This window comes from Sorangium sp. So ce385, assembly GCF_051474135.1.
Taxonomy (GTDB): domain Bacteria; phylum Myxococcota_A; class Polyangia; order Polyangiales; family Polyangiaceae; genus Sorangium; species Sorangium cellulosum_D.
Genome location: NZ_CP150337.1, coordinates 4896425 through 4919950 on the forward strand (window position 1 = coordinate 4896425; position 23526 = coordinate 4919950).

Here is a 23526-nt window from a genome sequence, read left to right on the forward strand (position 1 = left end):
GTGGGGCGAGCGCGCGCCCCGTCGCTCGTCAGGGGTACGACGTCTTCCCGTAGATGCACCAGGCGCCGCCCTTCTTCAGGCCGATGGCCTGGCGGAGCTTGAAATCCTTCTTGAACCTTGGATCGCCGTACGAGGCGCGCGAGGAGGGCACCGTCGGGTTCTTGCAGTCGGTCCCGGAGGCGATGATCAGGAAGTAGCGCGGGTTCTTGGCGAAGAGCGCGTCGGTGTAACCGGTCCCCACCTTGTTCGTGTACCCGCCCGGGAGGCGCGAGACCTCGGGGCTGAGCAGCCCCAGCATGTCGACCACCGGGAAGCCCGTGCGGTAACCGACGTAGCCGATGTCGGCGATCGCGATGGGGCCGGGCTCTGCGTTCTGGACGAGCCAGTCGGCCGTGCGCCCGGCCGCGTCGTCCCAGAAGCCCTTGTCGTTGACGAGGATGTTCCGCTGGGCCCGCACCAGCTCTCCGGTGCGGGTCGCGAGCGTGATCGCGCCGAACGCGGCGATCGCGAGCGACGCTGCCCGCTCGCGGCGCGCGGCGATCGCGCGGACGGCGTGGTCGGCGAGCAGGAACGCGAACGGCTCCGCGGGGGCCAGGAACCGGAAATACGGCATCCAGTCGCCGCCCACGAAGACGACGTACACGCCGAAGAGCAGCGCGATCGACGCGATCGCGAGGCCGCTCCGCCGCCGGTGGACGAGGGACGAGGCGACCGAGAAGAGCCCGAGCCAGAGGAAGGCGCCGGCGTGCTGCGCGTACTTGCGGACGTAGTCGCTGCCGCCCTGGAGCTGCTGCGAGAAGTTGCCGGTCTTCGCGGCGAGCGTGTTCGGGAGCCACGCGCCGTAGTAGCTGTGCCGCCAGAGCAGGTGCGCGGCGACGGGGAGCGCGAACATGCCCAGGCGGAGCACGTTCCGGCGCGTGAACGCCTGCTCCGCGTGCCAGACGACGAGCAGCCCGAGGAACAGCGGCGCCTCCGGGCGGGTGAGCGCGGCGAGCGCGAACACCGCGCCGGACCAGGGGAAGGCGCGCGCGCCCCGGGGCGCGTCGCCCGAGGCGGCGGCGTCCTCTTCGCGGAAGAAGAGCTCGGTCCCGGCGAGCGTGAGCAGGAGGAAGAGCGGCGTCTCCAGCCCGAACACCGCGTAGCCGGAGAAGAGGATGCTCGTCGCGAGGAACCACGTCGCGAGGCAGGGGACGTTCGAGAACGGGCGCAGCCGCCGCGAGAGGAGGTAGGTGGGGACGAGCGCGAGCGCGGCGCAGGCGGCGCCGAGCACCTTCGCCGCCGTCTCGGGCGTCGCGCCGAGCTTCATCGCCGCGGCGAGGAGCACCGTCCAGAGGAAGTTCGTGTAGCCCTCGACGCGCTCGCCCACGTTGTAGACGAGCCCATTTCCGTTCGCGAGGTTCTCCGCGTAGCGGAACGAGATGTACGCGTCGTCGATCGTGAAGCTCGAGACGCGCACCGCCGCCACGAGCGTGACCAGCATCGGCACGGCCAGCCCGAGCGCGATGTGCAGCCAGTCGGGGAGGGGAGCGCCGGCGAGCCACGCCCGAAGATCGCGCGCCGGCGCCGTCGGGCGCTCCTCTTCCAGCGCCTCCTCGTCTTCCGTCGACTCGTCGCCTCCCGCCGCTTCGTCCGTATCCACCGCGCTCCTGGGCTCGTCGCTCATCGGGCGCGGACGATACCGCGATTGTCACACCCGCAACCTCGGGCTGCGTAAATCAGCACGGAATGGTGTGCGAACATCCCGACGCAGTGCGAACAAAATTGCGCACTGCGGGCGTCGGATTACGCTGTCGAGGTAGCCAGGCGATGGCTTCCCGCGCTGGGAAGGAAGGAGTCGAGTGATGAGCGAGCTCGTTGCGCACCTGCCCGTGGTCTGTCTCGTCATTGCCCTTGCGGCGCTCGCCGCCGCCGTGGGCCTCGCCCGCAGGGCCTCGGCCCCCGGCGCCCCCGCCCGCGCGCTCTCCGTGAGGGAGCGGGCCATCGTGGCTGCCGCCGCCGACGCGCTCTTTCCCGCCGGCGGTCCGATCCCGCTCTCCGGCACCGAGGCGGGGCTTGTCGAGTACATGGAGCGCTACGTCGCGCGCACGCCGCGGCCGCTGCGGCCGTACATGCGGCTGCTCCTCCACTTCGTCGAGCTCTCGCCCTGCGTCTTCGGGCCGCGCCGCGCCCGCTTCACGCGCCTCCCGCAGGCCGATCGCATCGCGGTGCTCGCCTCGATGTCGCAGAGCTGCATCTACCTCCGGCGGGTCACGTTCCTCTCGCTCCGGACGATGCTCTCGATGGGCTACCTCGCGAACGAGAAGGTCGCTTGCGCGATCGGCGTCGCCTGCTGTCCCACGCCCTTCGAGCGGCGCGCGGCCGCGCGCGCTCCTGCAGAGCCGGTCGCCGTGGAGCCCCCGTCGCTCGCGCCGGGGGTGACGGCGTGAAGCTCCCCGGTTTCCAGGAGCCGCCGCGCTCCGCGCACCCCGATCGCGGCGATCGGCGCTCGCTCCCGCTGTCCACGCTCCGTTCGAGGGCCGAGGTGGAGCCGCTCCCGTCCGCCGAGCCGCGCCCGCAGGTGAAGGTGTTCGCCGACTACGACGGCGAGGTGAGGGCCTCGTGCGAGGTGCTCGTCGTCGGCTCGGGGCCGGGCGGGGCGGTCGTCGCGAAGGAGCTCGCCGAGGCGGGGCGCGACGTGATCCTCGTGGAGGAGGGCCCGCCGCTCGGGGTGGAGGATTTCCGGCAGGAGGCGGGCGAGTCGCTGGCGCGCACGCTGCGCGAGGGCGGGATGCGCGCCGCCCGCGGGCGCATGCTCATCCCGACCATGCAGGCGATCGCGCTCGGCGGCGGCTCGGTCGTCAACTCGGCGATCTGCGCGCGCTCGCCCGCCTGGGTGTTCGACAAGTGGGCGGCGCGGACGGGCACCGAGGCGATCACCCTGGACGCGCTGCTGCCCCACTACGAGCGCGTCGAGCGCCTGCTCGGCGTCGCGCCCACGCCGATCGAGGTACAGGGCGAGCGCAACCTGCGCTTCAAGCGCGGCTGCGACGCGCTGGGGCTGTCGAGCGAGCCGACCCACCGCAACGTCCGCGGCTGCCGCGGCTCCGGCGAGTGCTTCACCGGGTGCCGCAACCGCGCCAAGGTGTCGACCGACATCTCGTACGTCCCGGCCGCCATCCGGGCGGGCGCGCGCGTGTTCACCAGCGTGCGCGCCGAGCACCTGCTCGTGTCCGGCAGGCGGGCCGCCGGGATGCGCGGCCGCACGATCGAGCCGTTCACGTGGCGCGAGGGCGCGCCCGTCGAGATCCGGGCGAAGCTCGTCGTGCTCGCCGCGGGCTGCATGGCCACGCCGCTGATCCTGCTCCGCAGCGGCGCCGCGAACTCGAGCGGCTACGTGGGCAACGAGCTGCAGCTCCACCCGGGGCTCGCCATCATGGCGGTGTTCCCCGATCCGATCGACCCGTGGGAGGGCGCGACCCAGGGGTATCACTCGCTCCACTTCCTCGAGCAGGGCATCAAGCTCGAGGTCCTCTGGTCGCCCCCCGCCGTGCTCGCGGCGCGGTTCCCCGGCTTCGGCCACGACTACCAGCGGCACCTCCGGACCTACAACCGGATGGCCCCGTTCGACGTGATCATCGCCGCCGAGCAGTCGCGCGGGACCGTCCGTCCAAAGCGGGGCAGCTGGGATCCCGACGTGCGGTTCGACTACGCGCCGCGCGACGTCGAGAAGATCCAGCGCGGCCTCGGCATCCTGTCCGACATCTGCTGGGCGGCGGGCGCCGCGTCGATCCTGCCCGGGCTGCACGGCGTCCCCGACGAGCTGACGTCGCCGGAAGACGCCGAGATCCTGAAGAGCAAGCGGCTCGACGGGCGCGACACGATCACCGCGGCGAACCACGCGTTCGGCACGGCGCGCATGTCGCGGAGGCCGCGGGACGGGGTCGTCGACGAGGAGGGGCGCTGCCACGACCTCGAGAACGTTTACGTCGCCGACACGAGCGTCTTTCCTGGAAGTCCCGCCGTGAACCCGATGCTTACGTGCATGGCGCTGGCCGATCGCATCGCGTGCGGCATCATCGAGCGCTGGTGATGCGCGCGGCGGCGTGTCACCACAGGAGCCAGCGATCCGGGGGCGTCGCATCCGTCGCGCAGAACCACATGTCACGGACGGCATGTGAGGGGGGCCTTGCACCCGAGAAGGAGGCAACTCCCGAGTTGATGAGAGGCCCCCGCGAGCTACAAGTTTAACGGCACGTTTCATATCGCACGGGGCCGAGCCGTCCGTCCGCCGAGCTGGGAGGGAAGCTTTGGGACCGAACGCAGTTTCAGCTGCAATTCCGCGCGGACAGGCGCGCTCGCCGCATCGAGGCCACAGCCACCACGGCCGGGTGCTCCTCGTCGAGGACGAGCCCGATCAGGCGGCCATCCTCGAGGCGGTGCTGCGCCACGAGGGGCTCGACGTCGTCGTCGCATCGAGCGGCGAGCAGGCGCTCGAGATCCACCAGCGGACGCCGGCTGACGTGCTCGTCACGGACCTCAACCTGCCCGGGATGACGGGGGTCGATCTCATGCGCCGGCTCTCCCCGGGGCAGCTCGAGGGCCCCGAGCCGAAGGCGCCGCCGCCGCACGTGGTGATGGTCACCGGCGCCGCGTCGATCTCGAGCGCCGTCGACGCCCTCAAGCTGGGGGCGGCCGACTACCTCCAGAAGCCGCTCGATCCAGCGCGCCTCGTGCTGCTCGTGCGCGAGCTGCTCTGGTCGCCGCCGACCGAGTTCGACGACGACGATTCCCTCCACGGGCAGCTCGTGTTCGAGGGGATGATCGGCGGCTCGCCGCGGATGCGGGAGGTCTTCACCCGCATCGAGCGCGTCGCCGCGACGATGGCGCCCGTGCTGATCGTCGGCGAGAGCGGCACGGGCAAGGAGCTCGTCGCGCGCGCCATCCACAACCGGAGCCGCCGCCGCGGCGGTCCGTTCGTCCCGGTGCACACCGGCGCGATCCCGCGCGAGCTCATCGGCAGCGAGCTCTTCGGCCACGAGAAGGGCTCGTTCACCGGCGCGTTCGCGGCCGCGGAGGGCAAGTTCGAGGCGGCCGCCGGCGGCACCGTCTTCCTCGACGAGGTGGGCACGATGGACGCTGCCGTGCAGGTCAGCCTGCTCCGCGTGCTCGAGACGTACCGGTTCACCCGCGTCGGCGGCCGCAAGGAGATCGAGGCCGACGTCCGCGTCGTCGCGGCGACGAACAAGGATCTGCTCGACCTCGTCGACGACTGCGTCTTCCGCGAGGACCTGTACTACCGGCTCAACGTGTTCACGGTGACGCTGCCCCCGCTGCGCGAGCGCAGGGAGGACATCCTGCCCATCGCCGAGCGCTTCCTGCTCAAGTTCGCCAAGCGCTACGGCACCCCGGCCCGCCGCCTCTCGGACGCCGCCGTCGAGCGGCTGGCGGAGCACGACTGGCCGGGCAACGTCCGCGAGCTGCGCAACGTCATCGAGCAGACCGCGCTCTTCGCCTCGAACGAGCTGGTCTCGGCGAACGACGTCCAGCTCGGCCAGGGCAGGATCGAGCGGCGGTCTTCCCGGCGCTCGTACGACAGCCTCCCGGCGGCGAAGGCTGCGGCGCCGGTCGCCCACGCCGAGCCGGCCGAGCCGATGTCGGTGCCGATCGTCCACGCGTCGGACATGGCGGTCCCCTCCGACCCGGCGCCGTCGCATGCCATCGTCGCGCCGCCTGCGCCGCCTTCCGTGGGCCCCGCGTCGCTCGCGCGAAGGCCGCCGGGGGAGGCGGGCGCGCACGAGGCCGAGCCGGCGCGGGACGCCGGCGAGGCGGCGGAGCACCCGCTCGTGCTGCGCCTCCCCGTGGGCACGCGCCTCGCGGACGCCGAGCGCAAGCTCATCCTCCTGACCCTCGAGGCCGTGCGCGGCAACAAGCAGCGCGCGGCCCGCGTGCTCGGGATCAGCCGACGCGGTCTGTACTCGAAGCTCCAGGCGTACGGGGAGCACGTGGGCAGCCACGAGGCCCAGGGGCCGAGCGAGAGCGCCGAGCCGCAGGACCCCGTCGACGATGTGCCGGTCGTCACCGACGAGCCCGGCCTCGAAGAGCTCGGCTCCGCGCGCGGCGACGCCTGAACGGAGCGCCCTCGTCCCGCCGCACGGCAGCACTCCAGCACCGCCGCACTCCAGCGCACCTCAGCGCCGCCCGGCCCGCCCGGGTTGTGAGCCGCAGCCCATCGAGGAGCGCCGCCACGGGCGCCCCGCAGGCGTCCGGTCCCACCCGGGGGGGAGCCGGCCTGGGGGCCCCTGCGATGCGTCCCGACAACGGCCCCAACGACGGCCCGTTCCTTTGTGCTTTACGAAGGGACGACGACCTCGGCTATCGTAAAGCGGAGCTGCGAGATCAGACGCGCGACTGGCACGTCAGAGAGCGGGCCACCGGCGCGGTATCAAGGTAAACTCTACGCGACGCCTCGCCGGCACTACACCCCTGCGGGCCAGCCCCCAATGAAGATCACCTGCCAGTCCTGTCAGTCGAAATACACCGTCTCGGACGAGAAGGTCCAAGGCAGAACCGTCAAGATCAAGTGCCGCAAATGCGGCGCGACGATCCTCGTGAACAGCTCGGGCGTGACGACCAACGGCGGGCCCGCCGACCCGGTCTCCGGCACGAGCGTTCCGAACGACGGGACCACGTACCTGGTCAACGTGGCGGACGGCGATCAACGCTCCATGACGATAGCGGAGATCGTCGCCAGCTATCAGGCGGGGGTGATCAACGCCGAGACGTACATCTGGGCGGACGGGATGGCCGACTGGCAGCCGCTCGGCCAGGTCGACACGATCGTCGCGGCGCTGCACGCCGGCAGCGCGCCGGCCTCCACGGCCGCGCAGGAGCCGGCGCCCGTGCAGCCGCAGTCGGTGCCCAGCCCGGCCGCGCCCGCCGGTCCGACGTCCTCCGGGGTCGAGGCGGTCGCGGCGGCCGCTCCTCGCGCGGCGGCGGTGCGCCGCGACCCGGCGCGCCCGACGCAGGACCTCTTCGGCGGCAGCCCGGGGCCCGAGGCGCACCGGCCCAGCTCCGACGACGTGGCCACGAGCGCTCCGCTCTTCAAGAGCGGCGCGGCTCCCGGCCAGCGCGACGAGAACTCGATGCTGTTCTCGCTGAGCGCCCTCACGGCGAAGGCCGCCCCGACGCCGGCGCGGTCGAGCGCCGCCGCCTCGGAGGACTCCGGCCTCATCGACCTGAAGGCCCTCGCCGCGGGGACGGGCGTCCGAGCGCCGTCGCCGGTCGCGAGCATCGTCGCCAACGACGGCGGCCTGTTCCAGCTCAGCGCGCCGATCGTGACCACGGCGCGGGCGCCGTCCGTCGCGCCGCCGACCATCGAGGCGGCTCCCAAGAACCGGGCGCCGATCATCATCGGCGCGGGCATCGCGATCGCGGGCATCGCGATCGCGGGCGTCTTCCTGCTGATGAAGGGCGGCGGCGAGACGCCGGCGCCCACCGCTGCCGAGACCACGCCGCCCGCGGCGGCGGCCCCGGCGACGACGGCGCCCCCGGAGCCCGAGCCGGCGCCGGTGCCCACCGCGACGGCGACCGCGAGCGCCACGGCGGAGGCGGCCGCATCCGCGGCGCCGACCGCCGCCCCGGCGGCCGCGGGCGGGCGCGCGACCTCGAGGCCGGCGCGTCCGGCCAGCGGCGGCGGCAGCACGGCGGGCAAGAAGGAGCCCGCCGCGGCGTCGCCGGCGCCCGCCGCCCCGGCCCCGAAGCGCGGCGGCTGCGGGTGCGCGGCGGGCGATCTGATGTGCGCCATGCAGTGCTCCGCCAAGGGCAAGTGAACGCGCGGGGGCCGTCGATTTGGCCCCGGCGGTGAAACGGCGAGCCTCGCCGCATGCGCCGTGCTCTTGCGGCGAGGCTCCAGCGCACGTCGCGACATGCGCCCGCCGCGCGACACGCGCACGCCGCGCGACACGCGCACGCCGCGGACCGGCGGGCGCGACCTCGCACGGGTGATCCGGCGCTGCCTCCGTCGAGCGCACGGCAGCAAGAACGGTGCGGCGCCCCGGGGCGCGCGCTAGCATCGTCCGTCATGACCGAGCTCGACGGGCGGCTGTACGCGCCGATTCCTCGGTGGACACCGGGCGCTTCGCCGCTCTTCGCCGCGGCGCTGCTCCTCGGCGCGAGCGCCGCAGCGTGCGGCGGACGGGCGGCGGTGGCGCCGCCCGGAGGAGGGCCGGCGTCGCGCGATGGCAGCGGCGCTGCGCAGCCGTCGCTCTCGGGGCCGGGAGGTCGAGCCGCGCAGGGGGCGCTCGTGACGATGGTCACGCCGTCGCTGCTGCTGCCGGATCTCGTCGGAGAGCGCGGCGTGGTGGCCAGCGAGGCAGGGGCCAAGCGGGTGCTCATCGATCGCATGCGCGCCATCGCGCACGACGATGGATCGATCGAGCGCGCCGCCGATCTGCTGCCGTCGGGCCAGATCACCGCGATCAAGCTCCCGACGCGGCTCGGCGGCGGTTACCTGTTCTACGCGTCGAGCCGCGGCAGCGCGCAGCTCTGGCGGGCTCCCGCGTGGCTCGCCCCGCTCGATCCGCTCGTCCAGCTGCCGTCGGAGGCGAACGAGATCATCGCGGGGTTCGATCGCCTCTACGCGCGGCTCTCGCACAGCCACCGGCTCTTCGCGATCGACGCGCAGACGGGCGCGGCGATGCCCCTCGGCCCGCTCCCGGCGGCGAGCTCTTACGGACAGCTCGCGTTCGCCGACGGCTGGCGCGCCGTGGTCGAGGCCGATCTGCGCGGGCTGCTCGTCACCTTCGACGCCGGGGCCACGTGGCGCCCGGTCGACATCGACGCGCGGCCGACGTCCGTGGGCATCATCGGCGGCGACCCGGCGGTGATGACGGCGAACGGGTTCTACTCGGTCGACGCCCGCGGCAGCGTGACGTACCGGACCCTCGAGGCGTCGGACGATGTGCAGGAGCCCCCGGCGCGTGTCCAGGGGCCGTTCGGTCGGCGCCCGCTGCGCGCCGCGGTCGAGGACGGTTGGCCCGACTCGAGCGCCACCGCGGTGGTGGCCCGCGGCGGCGCCCTGGCGCGCGTCTCGCTGCGCGACGGGGCGGTCGTCGACGTCGCGACCGACGCCTACCCCGAGCGCGAGGCGACGTGCCATGCGCTCCGCACGGGCGCGTCGTTCGGCTTCGTCTGCGGCGAGCGCGAGGGCCCGACGACGCTCTACGCGTTCCAGCCGCCGCTCGGCATGCGCCGCCTGATGCGCTTCGACAAGCCCCGCTTCGTGTCCTCGAGCGGCAACGGCGCCCTGGTGATCCGCGGCTCGTGCGAGGAGGACGGCGATGTGCGTGACGGCCGCGCGTACTGCATCGTCTCCGCCGACGGAGGCACCCGCGAGATCCACGTGCGCGCGCCCGCTCGGGACGCCGGCGTCGAGCGCGTCGTCGCGCTCGCGGACGGCCGGGTCGCCGTCCTCTCGCCGCCTCGCCCCGGCGCGTCGGGGCAAGTCACGCTCCTCAAGGGCAGCGACGTCACCGCCGTCCCGTTGAGCCTTCCGACCAAGCCTCGCAGCACGGCCCGCGAGCTGCAGCGCGGGATGTGGCTGGAGGGGTTCGAGGAGCGCGAGCCCGGCGTGCTCGGCGGCTGGGTCGAGGCCGGCGGTCCAATCGTCGGCGTCCGGATCGACGTGAAGAGCGGCGCCGTGAGCGCCGGCGCGCCGCGCCAGGACGCCACGGGTGCGATCCTCTCGGGGCGGTTCGCGCTCTCCCTGGGAGAGGGCGAGCGCGCCGCCGAGTCGACGGACGGCGGCATGACCTGGCGCGCGATCGAGGTGCCGGAGCGCGACGACGACACGGCGGCGTCCAGGACGCGCGCATGCGGGCCTGTCGGCTGCGTCTTCAAGGGCTGGATCCGAGTCGGCTGGGGGAAGACGGCGCTTCCGGACGATCTCGCCGAAGCGAAGCCGCCGCCGGTGCTCCAGACGCCGCTGCGCGCGGGCAGCCCGATCGGGATGCGCTGCGAGGCGCTCGGCTCCTCGACCCCGCCGCTGCCGGACAGGCCGCCGGCCGCGCGCGCCGCGCGCGACGTCCCGACAGCGCGGTCAGCGCGGGCGGCCGCGCGCCCGCAGGCGAAGGAGACGCCGGCCTCCGCGTGGGCTCCGTTCCGCAACACCCCGCCGCCCGCGCTCGGCGCGGATGAGATCGGCTTCGACAACGGAGCGCCGTACGACATCGTGACGATGCGCGCCTATGCGTGGGGCAAGCGCGGCGCGGACTGGGCGCGCGCTGGGCGCTGGCTCATCCGCTTCGACGACCGCTTCGATCCGGAGGGCGGGGTGCGCTCCAGCGGCGTGAGCGCCTCACCCTGGTCGGATGAGGCGTCGGCCGCCGAGGCGCTCGGCGTCGCGACCCACGGGGCTGCGTCCTGGGGGGCGTACCTCGATCCCGGCGGGCGGGCTGCGTTGACCCACGTGTGCCGGGGCGCCGGATGCAACCTGTTCGCTGTCTCCGAGGGGCTCCCGGTCCTTCCATTGCGCGACAGCGCCGGCCGCGCGGGCAATTTCCTCCGGCCGTTTCCGAACGGCGCCGTGCGGCTCGGCGAGACCTGGTTCTTCGCGACGCCCGGCGGCTCGTACGACGCCGTGGCGCTGTGGCGCGCGGATCTCGGGATCGCGCGGCAGCTGGCGACCTACAATCGGCCGGGGCGCACGAGCTACGGCGTCGATCCGCCGCGCCTCGTCCGGCGCGCGCTGGGCGGCGGTGTCGGCCTGCTCATCTCGACGGCCCCGGACCCTGGCGTGCGCGCCGGCTCCTGGCACGTGCTCCCGATCGACCGCGACACGGGCGCGCTGGGCGAGGCGGTGCCGCTCGGTCGCAAAGATCTCGCCGACGCGCCGCTCGACCGCTGCCTCCCGGGTCAGGACGGCTGGCTCCTCGACACCAGCCTGGAGGGCTCGCCGAGCTTCGATCTCGGCGGCAGCTATCCGTCCGTCGATGGCGCCGAGTTCCGGCTTCGCCTGGATCCCGGCAGCGCGTGCGTCGAGGCGATGTCGGTGAGGCTCCAGGGCACCTTCTCGAAGGCGCCCGAGAGGCAGCTCGACATCGCCGCGAACGCGATCCCGCTCGCGGCGACCGAGCGAGCGACGGGCCGGAGGTGGCGGCTGCGCTGCGCGCCGAAGGACGCGGCCAGGTGAGCCCTAGTTGGACACCGCGTTCACCTGTCCCTCGACGCTCACCTCCTGGCCCTCTCCGTCGCGGATGGTTCCGAGCCAGTCTGCCGTCCAGGTGATCGGCGCCGCGGCGCTGTTCACCTGCGCCGGTCCCGAGGCGTTCACGACGATCTCGCCGAGGATCCCGGCGGTCTTCGACGCCTCCACGCCCTCGCGCCAGAGGAGCTTGAGCCCGCCCGCGCAGAGCGCCGCCATGCAGTCGCTGTCGCAGCCGGCGTAGCCGCCGAGCCGCTCGCCGAGCGCCGCGCACTCCGCTGCGGCGGCGAGCGCCGCGGGGACGGACTCCGCCGTCGTCTCCGCTGCGGCCCCGAGCCCAGCCGCGCCGCCGACATAACCGCGCGGGTCCCACGAGAGCGTCCCGGCGAGGCGGAGCACGTCGCCGGGATCCGCTGTCCACGACATGAGCTGCTCCGCGGGTACGCCCGCGCTGTCAGCGGTCACGCTGCCGAGCCAGCTCGCCTCGAAGAGCGCGCTTCCCGTCGCGTCGTTGTCCGCCGGCCCGCGCAGGTGACCGTCGATCGCGAGCGGCGTATCCGCGAGCCCGGCGCGGGCCCATTCACCACACCGGTTGCGCAGGGAGACCGGGAGCGCGCCGAGGTGCGCCTGCGCCGCCGTGTCCCAGTCGCGCTCGAGCCGCTGCGCTGCGAACGCGGCCGCCTGCGCGGGTGGCGCCGCGCGCTGCATCGCGCCGAGCAGGGACGCGGCCTCCGCGCCGGCCGGCAAGAAGTCGTCGATCAGCCGCTCGGCCGCCGCCTCGAGCATCGCGTTCAGGCCATCGTTCGTCGCGAACGTCAGCTTCGCGTCGAGGCGCGTCGCCGCCAGATCGATCGGCAGGTCCTTGACCGGGACGTACACATCGCGAGCGGAGCCGGCCTGCAGCTCCCGCTCGCCCACGCAGCCCCACATGATCCGACCGCTGTGGAGCGCGACGGTGAGGCTCGGACCCACGGGGGCGCCGTCGACGACGACCGGCTCGTCCGGACCGCCGTGCGCCACGAGCGCGCCGACCGGCGCCTGGGGTGCCGCGGTGGAGAGCTCCTCGCAGGTCGCCTCGGCGACGACGCTCGCCGTCCAGCTCTTGGCGACGCGCGTGCCCTGGTAGACCGGAATGACGCGCAGCGTGCCGAAGCCCTCGGCGCTCACCGACACGCCGAGCTCAGCGGACGGGCCTTCCTTCATGGCGGCGCGCAGCCGGAACGTGCTCCCCAGGTTCGAGGCGTGGAGCTGGACCGAGGCCCTGCCGCTCTCGTCCGCGATCGTCGTCGTGCGGTCGACCCACGCGCCCGCAGCCTCACCGAGCAGGGTGAAGCTCACCTCGTAGGGGGCGGGCGGCTGGCCCGTGACCCACACCGTGCGCAGCTCCCCCGGCGCGAGCTGAAGCGTCCCTGGCTCATCGAACGCCAGCGTCACCGGCCGAGAGGCATCCGGGGGAACATCGGCCTCCCCCGCGGCCCCATCGGTCAGACGAAACGAGCAGGACGCCAGTCCGACCATGGCGACCCGGAGCGCCCAGTGCATCGAAGGCAAGTTCACCCGTGGAGTGTACCTCGCACCTCCATGGGCGAAAAGCCGAGGGCCGAGCGCATAGCCGCTTCCCGGCGAGCCGTGGCCAGCGACGCTGACGATCGGCGAGCGGCCGCAGGCGCAAGCGCGAGCGCGCCGGGCGAGCCCGCGAGCAATGCCGCGCGCCGCGGCCCCGTGAGGCGCGAGCTGCGGCGCCGCGCGGAGCCGTGGGAGGCGGGGAACGCGGCGCACGGCCGCGGAGGGAGGCGGCTACTTCACGTAGATCTGGGCGACGGCCAGGCCGCTGCCCCGGACGGTCATGACGGCCTTCGCCGGACCGCCGACGGGGAGCGGGTTCTTGAAGCACTGGCCCTTGCCGCCGAGCGTGGCGTTCGGTCCCGTGGTGTTGTCCTGCGAGAGGACCACCGGAGGCAGCATCGGCGCCGGCTGCGCGACGATCTGCAGGTTGAGCTCCTGGACGCCGAGGCCCACGCCGATGACCGAGTAACACTTGCCCGGCTGGATGTTGAACGGCTGCTCGAGCGTCTGGCCGTCCTGGAACTGCCCGGCGAAGGCGCCGCCTTCCGGCTGCATGCCCTGGACCTCGGAGGCGGCCATGGCGGTGAGCACAGGGGTCGCGGCGCTCACGGCCGCGGGCGCGATCGGGGTCGCCTGCCCGGTGCTCGTGCCGGTCTGCGGCGTGGTGGGGGTCGTGGTGGGGGTCGTGGTGGCCGGCGGCGTGTATCCCGGCTGGGTGGTCGGCTGACCGTACTGGCCCGGCTGGGTGGGCTGACCGTACTGCCCGGGGGGGTACTGGCCGGGCGGGTAGGTAGACGCCCCGTACTGGTTCTGCATCTGCGACGGGTTGTTCGGCTCCGGGTCGCTGCCGCCGCAAGCGAGGGGCGCGAGGCCGAGCAGGGCCGCAGGGATGAGGACGTACAAGCGCATACGAGGCTCCTTCAGGGTTGTGCGGGGTGAGGCCACGACATTGGGACGCTCGCCGCACCCGCGGCGGCTCACGGCCGCTGGTCACGGTCGGTAAGACGGCTGAGGTGGGGGCGTGTTCTACAACGACTTGGCGGCGCGAGGCCAGACGCTGAGCTGCCGGCGGGCTGATGCGTGCAGAGCCGGCGAAAAGCGGAGGTCGCGGCGGCAGCGGCCTCGGTCCGAGGAGCACGCGTCGACCGGCATGCGACGTCTGTGCCCACGGGGAGAGGAGCGCACGGCGCCGCGCCGACGCCGCGGTCTGCCGGGCAGCGGTCGTCCGATCCATCGGCGGGTGCGCTGAGCCCGGCCGATGTGGCCATCCTCCCGTCGCGTCGACGTCGAGGAGGCGCGGAGCCGCCGCCGCATGCGCCCGTGGGCGCGTGGGATCCCTGCTTCCCGGAACGGACCCGTGGGGCGCGCTCGCCCAGTTGACGCGGGCGAAGGACGACACCAAAAACCCCGCCCACAGCTGCGCGTCTGGCGCGCGTCGGTCACGTGGTCCGCCTGGCGATCCAAGGGTGATCCCGCTGCGAGCTCCGCCGGCCGGCATCGGATGCGGTCCGCCAGTCACGCGCCGCTTCCGTGGAGATTGAACAACGGGCGATCCCGCTCGGGGCGGGAAATCAGGAACGAGCCATGAGCGACATCCACCAGACGATCAAGGATACCGTCGAGACCAACCGCGTCGTCCTCTTCATGAAGGGCACGAAGACCTTCCCGCAATGCGGATTTTCGGCGCGGGCCGTCGACATCCTGAAGAAGTGCGGCGTGGACTTCAAAGACGTCAACGTGCTGACCGACCCCTCGCTGCGCCAGGGAATCAAGGATTACTCGCAGTGGCCGACGATCCCGCAGGTCTACGTGGACGGGAAGTTCATCGGCGGCTCCGACATCCTGACGGAGATGTTCCAGTCGGGCGATCTGCAGAAGCTCCTGTCGCAGCAGGGCTAGCCTATCGCTCCAGGGCGCGAAGCCCCGCTGCCTCCAGGGCGCGGCGCAGGACCTCGTCGAACATGTCGCCGGTGAGCCGCCCGGTCTGGGTGTTCTGCTGGCTGACGTGGTAGCTGCCGAAGAGCCGCGCCTCCCCGGCGCCGCCGCGCGGGTCGGGGAGGGTCGCCTCCACGCCGTGCGCGAAGGGCGGCAGGCGCACGTCGGCCTCGGCGCGGCGTCGCGCGCGGTCGCCGGCGGACGCGCCGCGCGAGCGGGCGAGCGCGGCGACGGCGTCGTAGCCGATCTTGCCGAGCGCGAGGTAGACGCGCGCGCGGTGCAGGGCGGCGAGCTCTCGCTCGATCCAGCCGCGGCACGCCGCGAGCTCGTCGGGCATGGGCTTGTTGTCCGGGGGAGCGCAGCGGCAGGGGGCGGTGATGAACACGCCCCGGAGCGAGAGCCCATCGTCGCGCGAGACGCTCGTCGGCTGCGACGCGAGCCCCGCTCGAAAGAGCGCCGCGTAGAGGAAGTCGCCCGAGCGATCGCCCGTGAACATCCGGCCGGTGCGGTTCGCGCCGTGCGCGGCCGGCGCGAGCCCGACGATCACGAGCGGCGCCTCCGGATCGCCGAAGCCGGGCACGGGGCGGCCCCAGTAGGTCTGGTCCCGGTAGGCGCGCCGCTTCTCCCGCGCGATGTCCTCGCGCCACGCCACGAGCCGCGGGCAGCGGCGGCACTCGACGAGCTCCTCCGCGATCTCCTGGAGCGCGCGCGCCGCGCCGCCGCGGCTCACGCGGGCTCTCCGCCCGATCCGGTCGAGGCGCTGCCCTGCGCAGCGTCGAGGACGCTGCCCTGCGCCATGTCGAGATCGCGCTCCCGCACGCGCGTCTCCACGACCGGGCGCGGCGGCGGCGCGGCTTGCTCCGCGGCGCTGCTCTGCTCCCCGGCCACCATCCCGGTGACGATGCGGTCGAGCACCGCGTCGAAGCGCAGGCGGTTGAAGCGCGCGCCGCTCGCCAGCCAGTCGATGTGCCCGCCCTTGCCGGGGAAGTGGCCGACGATGTCCAGGTGGTCGGCCTTGCCGGCCCAGATGAGATCCCCCCAGACCTGCGAGGCGAGCGGGACCACGCCGTCGTTGGCGTCCGGCGGCGGCAGCTCGCCGAGGACGCGCGCGAGCTTCTGCTCGATCGAGCCGTCGTGCGAGCGACACGGGTAGTGCTCGTCCAGGCGGGCCGTGATGTTCGAGAGCGCGGTGAAGATGGCGGCCGACATGGCGCCCCACGGCGATCGCAGCGCCGACACCCAGTCGCGGACGGCGTTGCGCGGCGCGTACGTCGCGACGCTCTGGTAGCGCAGGCCCGCGCGGTCCTCCAGGCCGGCGTGGAGCAGATCCATCGCCTCGGGCATGAGCTGGACGATGGCGCCCTGGTCGTCGCGCAGGAGCTTGAGCCAGGCGCGCAGCTCGCGGCTCGACGCGTCGTCGAGGACGCGGATGAAGCTCTCGACCGAGCGATCGACGAGCTCGATCTCGAAGAAGCCGAGCTGCGCCCGGCCGAGCGCGGCGACGAGCGCAGACGCGGCCGCGAGCGGCGGCGCGCCGAGCTTGAGGCCGGCCACCGTGAGCGCCGTGACGGCGTAGAGCAGGCGCTGGCCGCTCACCGTGGCGAAGAACGCGGCGAGCGGCGTGCCGAAGTGGGGCGTGTTGATCGTGGTGACGGACCGCAGCCGGCTCGTCCAGCCGAGCCGGCGGTGCGCGTTGCCCGGCAGGCGCACCGTCGGCGAGGCGACGAGGCGGGCGTCGAGGCCCCCGGTCGAGTGGCCGACGATGTGGATCGGACCATCGTCGTCCCCGGCGCTCTCGTCCACGAGGCGGGCGAGCTTCGCGGCCCGGCGGAGGATGGATGCCGTCGGGTGCACCTCGCAGACGTGGATCTCGACGGCGCGGCCGCGATCGCGGAAGCGCTCCTCGATCGCGCGGATGAAATGCTCGAAGTACTCGAGGGAGCCCAGGGTGGCGAACCCGAACATGCCTGGCGATAGGTAGACGCGCGTCTTCTGCACGCGCGGGAATGTGCCATTTCCATCGCCCTTCCGCGGCATTTCCCGCGCCGCCCCGGCGCCGCCCGCGCCCGCGCCCGAGAGCCCCGGGCGCTCCGCAAAGTTGCGACGGCATGCCGCCCGGAAATCCGGGTACTCTGCGATCGTGGACGACTCCAGCGCGCGGGAAATCGAGGCGGCTGTCCAGGAGGCCTTGGGCCTGTTCGGAACATCGGGCGCGGTGAGCGTCCAGGGGAGGCAGATCGCGCTGCACGGTCGCGGGGCGCCGGTCGTGATCGATCTGGAGCAGCTGGTCGAGCAGTGGCCGCTCCTGCCGCAGGACCTGCGCACACGCAAGGCGTCCGACCTCGCTCGGCGGCTCGCGCAGGCGCACCGCGCGGTGAGCTCGCTGGCGCCGCCCGCGCCGATCGCGCCGGGGCGGCCGGCGCGGCACGTCGTGATCCCCATCGGCGCCATCGTCCTCGCGATCGTCGGCGTGCTCGTCGCCGTGCGCCTGCTTCGATCGCGGGAGGCGCCGGCCGCCTTGCCGGCCGCGCCGGAGACGACCGCCGGCGAGGACGCGGCGCGCAACGCGCGCACCTGCGAGGCGGCCCGCAAGCGGATCTACTCGGGGGCGTCGATGGGGCCGTTCGAGCTCGCGGGCTGGGTCGCCGAGCTCTGGATGGCGACGCCGCGCGGCTTCGGCGCGGCGCAGGCCGCCGCCGGCGAGGCGGGGCAGGAAGCCCTCTCCGCCGCGTCCGTGGGGGTGGGGGCGCTCGTCGCTCAGGGCAAGCTGACGGCGGCCGCCGACGCAGAGCTCGCGGCGATCACCGACGGGCTCGTCGAGATCGTCCCCGGGTTCGACGAGGCGGAGGCGGGGCGCTCGCCGTCGTGGCGCGCCGTCGTGGCCCGGTTCTCCGGCGGGTACGCGCGGGCGTACTTCGATCCCGCGCTCCGGGCGCGCTTCGTCGCGCTCGCCGATCGCATGGCCGACGCGGCGAGCGCTGAGCTCGGCGCCCTGTACGCGCGCTGCGCGCACCTGCCGTACCACGACGCGGGCGCCTGGTTCCGCGGCCGGGATCCGGCGGCCGCGGCGACGGCGCTCGTCTATGCGTCCGGCCTCTTCGCCGAGATGCCGGCGGTCGATCGAGGCGCGCTGGCCGCGCTGCACGGGGCGGGCCGGATCGACGCGCTGCGGAGCGCCGGCGCGTCGCTCGACGCCGCGGCCCTCGGCAAGCTGGTGGGGGCGCACGGCGGCAGCATCGCCAAGGGCGGGTCGGACGCCGTCGTGATCACGTTTCCCGTCGGCGGGCCGACCCGGGCGACCAGCGCGAGCCGCATCGTCGCGCGCAAGCTGCAGGTCGGCGTGGGGCAGGACTGAACGATCACTCGCCCGCGGCGAAGCGCACGATCGAGTAGACGCGGGCCCCGTCGCCGGCCCGCTGCGCGAGGAGCGTCCGGCCGCCCAGGAAATCGAGCTCGACGACGAAGGCAAAGCCGGCGATCTCGCCGCCCTGCTTGCGCGCGAGCTCCGCGGCGGCCGAGGCCGTGCCGCCGGTCGCGAGCAGGTCGTCCACGACGAGGACCCTGGCCCCCGGCTGGATCGACCCCTTGTGCATCTCCAGCTCCGCCGTGCCGTACTCGAGCGCGTACGCCACCCGATCGGTCGCGGCCGGGAGCTTGCCGGGCTTGCGCACGGGCACGAAGCTCGCGTTCAGCCGGGCCGACAGCGCGCCGCCGAAGATGAAGCCGCGGGACTCGACGCCGACCACGACGTCGACGTGCTCCCCGATGTAGCGCTGGGCCAGGAGATCCAGCGTGATGTGGAACGCCCGCGGGTCGGCGAGGAGCGGCGTGATGTCCTTGAAGAGGATGCCGGGCTTCGGAAAATCCGGGACGTTGCGGAGGTGGGCTTTGAGGTAGCGGAGCGCGTGCTCGGAGGGCAGGGCGTCGTGGTTGAACATGGCGCCGAGCGTAGGCGAGCGCACCCGAGCCGGAAAGCGATCGAGGGCGACGCTCGCGCCGTCAGGCGGCGCGGCCGTCGTTGAGCTCCGCGGCGATCGTCCGCGCGACGCTCTCGTGCTGCGCCGCGAACAGGTCGAGGGTCAGCGGGGTGACGCTGACGGCGCCCTCGTCGTAGGCCTCCGTGTCCGAGCCGGGGACGAGGTCGTGACGCACGCCCGCGCCGCCGATCCAGAGGTACTCGTGCCCGCGCGGATCCTGGCGAAAGATCACCTCCTCGGTGTAGAGGCGCGCGCCGATGCGCGTGGCGCGCACGGGCCAGCTGCTGCCCGCGGGGATGTTGACGTTGAGCAGCGGCGCCGGCCGGCGCGCCTCCTGCCCGGCGGCCCGGTGGAGGGCGAGGGCGAGCTGGACGCCGAGCGCCGCCGCGGCCGGGCGCGACGCGCCCGCGTCGGCGGAGAGCGCGATCGAGGGGATGCCGCGGAGCGCTCCTTCGCGCGCCGCGGCCACGGTGCCCGAGTAGAAGATGTCCGAGCTCAGGTTGAGCCCGTGGTTCATGCCGGACACGACCAGATCCGGGCGGCGCGGCAGCACGCGCGTGCCGGCGTGGAGGGCCACGTAGATGCAGTCGGCGGGCGTCCCGTCGACCGCGAACACGCCGGGCGCGGCCTCCAGCAGCCGGAGGACGCGGTGCAGGCTCAGGGAGTGGCTCGTCGCGCTCTGGTTGACCGCGGGGGCGCACACCACCACGTCGGCGTGCTGGGCGAGCTCGTCGCGCACCGCGATGAGGCCCGGGGCCGAGTAGCCGTCGTCATTGGAGAGGAGGATCAGAGGGCGCATGCGTTCGCTCGATGCTCCGGATCAGCGGCCGAGCAGGCGCCTCGCGAGCGCGGCGACGAGCTCGACCAGGGCGCCGATGCGGCCGAAGAAGCCGGCTCCACCTCGCGCCCGCGCCATCGCGAAGGCGACGGTCCGGAGCGACGGCGTATAAGGGTACCACCACAGCTCGCTCTTCGCTCTGCTCCGATCCTCGAGGACGAAGCGGGGCCGCGTCAGCTCCGCGAGCGCGTGCGGGCTGCTCGTGACGCCGTGGCCGCTGTCGCCGGTCCCCGTCCATGGAGCGGCCGGGAGCGCGCCCGTGAAGCCGTGGTTGTTGATCGTCACCACGCCCGAGCGCAGCCGCCGAGCGAGCGCGTGGGCTCGCTCGTAGCCGCGCGTCCACAGGCTGGTCGTGAGCGCGAAGCGGGACGCGTTGGTGCGCGCGATCGCCTCCTCGGCGCTCTCCACGACGATCACGGGGAGGATGGGGCCGAAGGTCTCGTCCTGGAGCAGCGGCGTGTCCTCGCGATCGAGCTTGATCACCGTCGGCGGGAAGGCGAGCGATCCCGCTTCCGACGCGCCGCCGGCGAGGATCTCCGCCCCGCGCTCGACGGCCGCGTCGAGCTGGCCCCGCACGATCTCGGCCTGCCGCGCGGTGGTCATCGGCCCGACGTCGACGCCGGCTCGCAGCTGCCCGGTGAGCGCGACGACGCGCGCGATGAAGCGATCCGCGATCGCCTGCTCGACGTAGACGCGCTCGATCGAGGCGCAGTTCTGTCCGGCGTTCGTGAAGGCCCCCCAGACGACGCCGCGCGCGGCGCGCTCCAGGTCGCAGTCGCTCAGCACGATGGCGCTGTCCTTGCCGCCGAGCTCCAGCGACGTCGGGATGAGGCGCTCGGCGCACGCGACGGCGATCTTCTTGCCGGTGGCGACGCTGCCGGTGAAGACGACGAGATCCACGCCGGCCTCGATGAGCGCGGCGCCGACGTCGCCGCCGCCCTGCGCGACGGTGAGGACGCCGTCCGGGAGGAGCCCATCGAACAGCGACGCCACGAGGGCGCCGGCGCGCGGCGTGACCTCGCTCGGCTTGAAGACCACGGCGTTGCCCGCGAGCAGCGCCGGCACGATCGTGCGCATCGGGATCGCGACGGGGTAGTTCCAGGGCGTGATGAGCGCGACGACGCCGCGCGGGTCCCTCCGGATGCGCCCGACCTTGCCGGGATAGGCGATCGCGTCGAGATCGACGGGGGACTCGTCGAGGAGCTCCTCGATGGACAGGGTCCAGTAGTCGACGAGATCGGCGTTCGGCAGCACCTCGGCCAGCGCGCCCTCCTCGATCGGCTTGCCGCACTCGCGGTGCAGGAGCGCCGCGATCTCTTCGGCCCGCGCGAGCAGGCGCCTCTTGACCTTCGCGACGCGCTCCGCCCGCTCCCGGATCGGGACCTCGGCCCAGGCGGCCTGCGCCGCCCGCGCGCGCGCGACGATCGCCGCGACGGCGCTCGGCGCTGTCGCCGTGACGTCGTCGAGGAGCTCGCCGCCTGCCGGGCTGCGCATCGGGAAGGGTCCAGCGCTCGCCGTGACGGGCGCCGGCGAGGCCGCGGCTTCGCTCGCCGCCGCGCCTGCCTCGCCGGGATGGGCAGCCGTCTTGGAGTCCATGGAGCGCCGAGCCTAGCACTGCGCTTCCGCCCCCCTGCAGGGCGAGCAGCCGCCCTCGAGGGCGCAGGGGAGGCGACCGGACCAGCGCGGGATGGGGTGGCTACGGAGCGGGATCGGTCGCCGGGGCGGCAGGCGTGGTCTCTTCGGCGGGGGCGGGGGCCGAGCCCTCGTTGTCAGCAGCGGGGTTGGCTTTGCGCTTGGCCGGCCGATCCGGCGACGGGCTCGCCGCGGTGGGCTCGATCGCGACGACGGTCTGCTTGCGGCAGCCGACGATGACCGCCTGGCCTGCGGAGAGCCACGTGGGCGTCGACGCCTTCTCGGTCGTCAGCTTGCCGAGCCGCACGTACCGCGTCCCGCAGGGCACGTCGAGCGTCTCGCCCGTGTTTCCGGCCAGCGAGCCGTTCACGTACACCGACGCTTGCTGGGACGAGTTGATCAGCAGGTGCCCGCGGTTCGACGGCAGATTCTCGGCGCCGCCGGCGGCCGGCGCCGAGCTCGCGGCGGGCGCCGCGGTCTCGGCAGGCGCCGCGGTCTCGGCGGGCGCCGCGGTCTCGGCGGGCGCCGCGGTCTCGGCGGGCGCCGCGAGCTGGGCCGACGGCGCGGGCGCGGTTTCGGCGGGCGCCGCGGCCGGCGCCTGCGGCTGCGCGGTCGTGTCCTGCGTCGCGCCCGGGGAGGTGTCGGGGACGACGTTCGGGAGGGGCGCAGGCTCGGAGCCGAACAACCCGAGCCGATGCGCGACCGCCGCGCCGCCCACGAGGAGCACCACCGCCGCGATGACGAGGCCCGCGCGGGAGCGCGGGCGCGGCGACGGGCGATCGGTGACGCTGACGCTGGCGTCCGCGGGCGGTCGCGTGGTGACGCGCTCGGACGGCTTCAGCTCCTTCTCCGCGGGGATGGGCGGATCCTTGGTGATGACCTTCGGGAGGAGATCGCGATCGACCGGCTTCGGCCTGGGCTTGGCGTCCGCCTCCTCGCTCGCCACCTTGGGCAGCACGCCCGGCGGCGCCTCGACGGTCTCTTGATCCTGGATCGACCGCGCGAGCGCCTGGGCCTCGGACCGCGCGGAACGCACGGCCGTCTCCTCGTCTTCGAGGCCCTCGGGGCGAGAGCGGATGACCGTGGGCTCGTCCTCGAGCATGCCGCGGATGACGGTCGGCTCGTCGTCGACCATCTCGCGGCTGAACTCGTGCTCGCCGGCAGGCTCCCCGATCGCGCGCCGCGTGGCGGCGGCGATCTGCTCCGGCGCCTTGGGGGTGACCGGCTCGCCGGCCGACGGCGCGCGGGCCGTGACCGCGTCCAGCGCGGAGGCGCCCTCCCTGCCGACGGGGGTGGTCGTGGCGTGCGCCGCGACGGGCGCCTCGGCGCGATCGAGCAACGAGCTGCGCGCTGCGGCTTCCGGCCTGCGCTCGGCGGGGAGCTTCAGCGCGGCGCCCGGCCTCTGCGCGGGCTCCGGCTCGTCGGGGAGGAGCCCCGCGAACGAGAGCTCGCTGTCGCTCTCCACGACCTTCGGCCTCGCCGCAGGGTCCTCGTGCGGGAAGAACGGCTTCCCTTCTGCGCGCGGGCTGGAGCCGCGCGCGGGGGGCACCGCCGGGCCGGCAGCGGCCGCGTCCCTGCCCAGCGCGGCAGTCCTGGCGGCCGGCGTGGCGACCTTGGCCGCGGGCCTGGCCGCGTCCCTCGGCTTCGGCTCGGCGGGCTCCGCGGGCGGGCGATAGGTCTCCTGCGGGCCGGCGTCGCGGGCCTCGGCCCGCGCAAGATCGAGGGGAGCGCCGGGCCTCGCGGCCTGCCTTCCGGGGGAGCTGGGAGGCGGCGCGGGGACGCGCGCCGCCGTCGCGGCCGCGGGCGTGGTGGCCGCCGGCTTGCCGGCCGGCGCCTTGGCCCCGCTCGCGGCAGGCGTGGCGGCCGGCGTCTTCACCGCAGGCTGCGGCGGCGTCTTCGCGGTGGGCTGCGGCGGTGCCTTGGCGGCCGCCGCCGGCTGCCTCGCCGCGCCGGCGGCCGCGGTCTGCGGCGCCTGCGCGGCGACCTGGCGCGCATCGCCGGCCGGGCCGTCGAGGCTGCCGACGTCGTCCAGGGCCGGCTCTGCGGCGCGCGGCGCCGACGGACCGCCTGCGGCGACCGCGCCGGCCGCGGCTGCCGGCCGTGCTTCGTTCGCCGGCGACGTTTCCGCCGCGGTCGACCTGGCGTCGGGCAAGGCCGCGCCCGCCGTGTCGTTGGCGATGGCGCCGGGCGCCTCGCCGCGGTGCGGGACGAGCTCGGCGGAGACCGGGAGCTGCGACCGGGTTCGAGGCGCAGCGGCGTTCCGCTGCACCCGCTGGAGGAGCGCTTCGAGGGTGGCGACTTTCTCTGCGACGTTCACGCCGCGCCAGCATATCGCGGCTCGGCGCGGGTTACATCATTCGCGGTGAGGGGGGCGCGATCCGGGCGGGCTCCCCGGCGGA

The 23526-nt window shown here is 74.2% G+C and carries 16 protein-coding genes; 7 read left to right on the forward strand and 9 right to left on the reverse strand.

What is annotated here, in order from left to right; genetic code table 11:
- Nucleotides 1-28 precede the first annotated feature (28 nt).
- On the reverse strand, nucleotides 29-1639 hold the full coding sequence (locus WME83_RS17975; protein WP_437320506.1) for a hypothetical protein: 1611 nt from the start codon (nucleotides 1637-1639) through the stop codon (nucleotides 29-31).
- Between the two features lie 202 nt (nucleotides 1640-1841).
- Between WME83_RS17975 and WME83_RS17980 the strand changes: the two genes are divergently transcribed.
- The 5 genes from WME83_RS17980 (at nucleotide 1842) to WME83_RS18000 (ending at nucleotide 11167) form a co-directional block, all read left to right on the forward strand.
- Nucleotides 1842-2426 (forward strand): gluconate 2-dehydrogenase subunit 3 family protein, encoded by a 585-nt coding sequence (locus WME83_RS17980; RefSeq protein WP_437320507.1) that lies wholly within the window; start codon nucleotides 1842-1844, stop codon nucleotides 2424-2426.
- A complete protein-coding gene (locus tag WME83_RS17985; RefSeq protein WP_437320508.1) occupies nucleotides 2423-4069 on the forward strand; it encodes a GMC family oxidoreductase in 1647 nt (548 codons plus the stop codon). Before WME83_RS17980 ends, WME83_RS17985 begins: the two co-directional genes overlap by 4 nt.
- A 298-nt stretch (nucleotides 4070-4367) precedes the next feature.
- The gene (locus WME83_RS17990) at nucleotides 4368-6107 is read left to right on the forward strand and encodes a sigma-54-dependent transcriptional regulator (RefSeq protein WP_437320509.1); all 1740 of its coding nucleotides are present in this window, start codon (nucleotides 4368-4370) and stop codon (nucleotides 6105-6107) included.
- Between the two features lie 372 nt (nucleotides 6108-6479).
- Nucleotides 6480-7808, forward strand: a complete 1329-nt coding sequence (locus tag WME83_RS17995) for a zinc-ribbon domain-containing protein (protein WP_437320510.1) — start codon at nucleotides 6480-6482, stop codon at nucleotides 7806-7808.
- Between the two features lie 251 nt (nucleotides 7809-8059).
- Nucleotides 8060-11167 (forward strand): hypothetical protein, encoded by a 3108-nt coding sequence (locus tag WME83_RS18000; RefSeq protein WP_437320511.1) that lies wholly within the window; start codon nucleotides 8060-8062, stop codon nucleotides 11165-11167.
- Between the two features lie 3 nt (nucleotides 11168-11170).
- On the opposite strand, the gene WME83_RS18005 is transcribed toward WME83_RS18000, so the two are convergent.
- Nucleotides 11171-12736 carry a hypothetical protein gene (locus WME83_RS18005; RefSeq protein ID WP_437320512.1) on the reverse strand — a complete coding sequence of 522 codons (1566 nt, stop codon included), beginning with the start codon at nucleotides 12734-12736 and terminating at the stop codon, nucleotides 11171-11173.
- A gap of 240 nt (nucleotides 12737-12976) precedes the next feature.
- On the reverse strand, nucleotides 12977-13654 hold the full coding sequence (locus WME83_RS18010) for a hypothetical protein (RefSeq protein ID WP_437320513.1): 678 nt from the start codon (nucleotides 13652-13654) through the stop codon (nucleotides 12977-12979).
- Between the two features lie 675 nt (nucleotides 13655-14329).
- On the opposite strand from WME83_RS18010, the gene grxD reads away from it, so the two are divergent.
- The gene (gene grxD, locus WME83_RS18015; RefSeq protein ID WP_437320514.1) at nucleotides 14330-14644 is read left to right on the forward strand and encodes a Grx4 family monothiol glutaredoxin; all 315 of its coding nucleotides are present in this window, start codon (nucleotides 14330-14332) and stop codon (nucleotides 14642-14644) included.
- 1 nt (nucleotide 14645) lies between these two features.
- Here grxD and WME83_RS18020 read toward each other — a convergent pair whose 3' ends face one another.
- Nucleotides 14646-15410, reverse strand: coding sequence for a uracil-DNA glycosylase (locus tag WME83_RS18020; RefSeq protein ID WP_437320515.1), 765 nt, complete (start codon nucleotides 15408-15410; stop codon nucleotides 14646-14648).
- Nucleotides 15407-16678, reverse strand: coding sequence for an esterase/lipase family protein (locus WME83_RS18025; protein WP_437320516.1), 1272 nt, complete (start codon nucleotides 16676-16678; stop codon nucleotides 15407-15409). The genes WME83_RS18020 and WME83_RS18025 overlap by 4 nt, the downstream gene beginning before the upstream one ends.
- A 190-nt stretch (nucleotides 16679-16868) precedes the next feature.
- Between WME83_RS18025 and WME83_RS18030 the strand changes: the two genes are divergently transcribed.
- Nucleotides 16869-18035, forward strand: coding sequence for a hypothetical protein (locus tag WME83_RS18030; RefSeq protein ID WP_437320517.1), 1167 nt, complete (start codon nucleotides 16869-16871; stop codon nucleotides 18033-18035).
- 4 nt (nucleotides 18036-18039) lie between these two features.
- Here the strand turns inward: WME83_RS18030 and WME83_RS18035 are convergent, their stop codons facing one another.
- The 4 genes from WME83_RS18035 to WME83_RS18050 all read right to left on the reverse strand — a co-directional run bounded on the left by WME83_RS18035 (nucleotide 18040) and on the right by WME83_RS18050 (nucleotide 23444).
- Nucleotides 18040-18642 (reverse strand): adenine phosphoribosyltransferase, encoded by a 603-nt coding sequence (locus WME83_RS18035; protein WP_020735568.1) that lies wholly within the window; start codon nucleotides 18640-18642, stop codon nucleotides 18040-18042.
- A gap of 37 nt (nucleotides 18643-18679) precedes the next feature.
- Entirely contained in the window at nucleotides 18680-19456 is a 777-nt protein-coding gene (surE, locus tag WME83_RS18040; protein WP_437320518.1) for a 5'/3'-nucleotidase SurE, read from the reverse strand.
- A gap of 21 nt (nucleotides 19457-19477) precedes the next feature.
- Nucleotides 19478-21091: an aldehyde dehydrogenase family protein gene (locus WME83_RS18045; RefSeq protein WP_437320519.1), complete on the reverse strand. Its 1614-nt coding sequence runs from the start codon at nucleotides 21089-21091 to the stop codon at nucleotides 19478-19480.
- A 100-nt stretch (nucleotides 21092-21191) separates the two neighbouring features.
- Nucleotides 21192-23444 carry a hypothetical protein gene (locus WME83_RS18050; RefSeq protein WP_437320520.1) on the reverse strand — a complete coding sequence of 751 codons (2253 nt, stop codon included), beginning with the start codon at nucleotides 23442-23444 and terminating at the stop codon, nucleotides 21192-21194.
- Nucleotides 23445-23526 lie beyond the last annotated feature (82 nt).